The sequence below is a fragment of the Mesorhizobium sp. M7A.F.Ca.MR.362.00.0.0 genome (assembly GCF_004023175.1).
Taxonomy (GTDB): Bacteria; Pseudomonadota; Alphaproteobacteria; order Rhizobiales; family Rhizobiaceae; genus Mesorhizobium.
Window position 1 is genome coordinate 1 of record NZ_RZTF01000772.1, and the last position, 1,161, is coordinate 1,161.

The 1,161-nt window shown below is 64.0% G+C and carries 1 protein-coding gene; it reads left to right on the forward strand.

Features of this window, described 5'->3' with window-relative positions; genetic code table 11:
* Positions 1 to 1,161, forward strand: a 1,161-nt coding sequence (locus EOC06_RS37585; RefSeq protein ID WP_164899009.1) for a pitrilysin family protein, incomplete at both ends; no start/stop codon positions are given.

Here is a 1,161-nt window from a genome sequence, read left to right on the forward strand (position 1 = left end):
GGTACAAGATCGGCAGCGCCGACGAGCCGCCCGGCAAATCCGGCATTGCCCATTTCTTCGAACATCTGATGTTCAAGGCGACGACCAACCATGCGGCGGGCGAGTTCGACCGCGCCATCTCCGATATCGGCGGCTCCAACAACGCCTTCACCTCCTACGACTACACCGCCTTCCACGAGACGGTGGCACCGTCGGCACTCGAGTTGATGATGAGCTTCGAGGCCGATCGCATGCGCAATCTCATACTCACCGACGATGTCATCAAGACCGAGCGCGATGTCATCCTCGAGGAGCGCCGCTCGCGCATCGACAACAGCCCCGAGGCCGTGCTGGACGAGGAGGTCGATGCGACGCTGTGGCAGAACCAGCCCTATCGCATTCCGGTCATCGGCTGGATGCAGGAGATGCAGCAGCTGAACCGCGCCGACGCTGTCGCCTTCTACGACAAATACTACCGGCCCAACAACGCGGTGCTGATCGTTGCCGGCGATGTCGAACCGGATACGGTGCGGGCGCTGGCCGAAAAGACCTATGGCAAGGTGGCGCGCGGCCCCGATCTGCCGCCGCGCATCCGTCCGGTCGAGCCGGAGCAGAACACCAAGCGCACGGTGACGCTCGCCGATGCCCGCGTCAGCGTGCCGAGCTTTTCCACCCAATGGGTGGTGCCGTCCTATCACACAGGCAAGCCGGGCGAGGCGGAAGCGCTCGACCTCTTGGCGGAGATCCTCGGCGGCGGCAATCGCAGCCGGCTCTACCAGGCGCTCGTCGTCCAGCAAGGTATCGCATCCAGCGCCGGCGCCTTTTTCCAGGGCACCATGCTCGACGACACCAACTTCACCGTCTATGGCGCGCCGCGCGGGGATGCCAAAATCTCCGACGTCGAAGCGGCGGTCGATGCCGAAGTGGTGCGCATCGTCAAGGATGGCGTCACGCCTTCGGAGCTGGAAAAGGCCAAGGACCGCTATGTCAGGTCGATGACCTTTGCCCGCGACAAGCAGGATTCCATGGCCAACATCTATGGCTCGACGCTTGCCACCGGCGGCAATGTTCAGGACCTCCAGCAGTGGACGGACCGCATCCGCAAGGTCACGGCAGACGAGGTCAAGGCCGTCGCCGCGCGCTATCTCGTGCTCGCCCGGTCGACCACCGGTGATTTGCTGC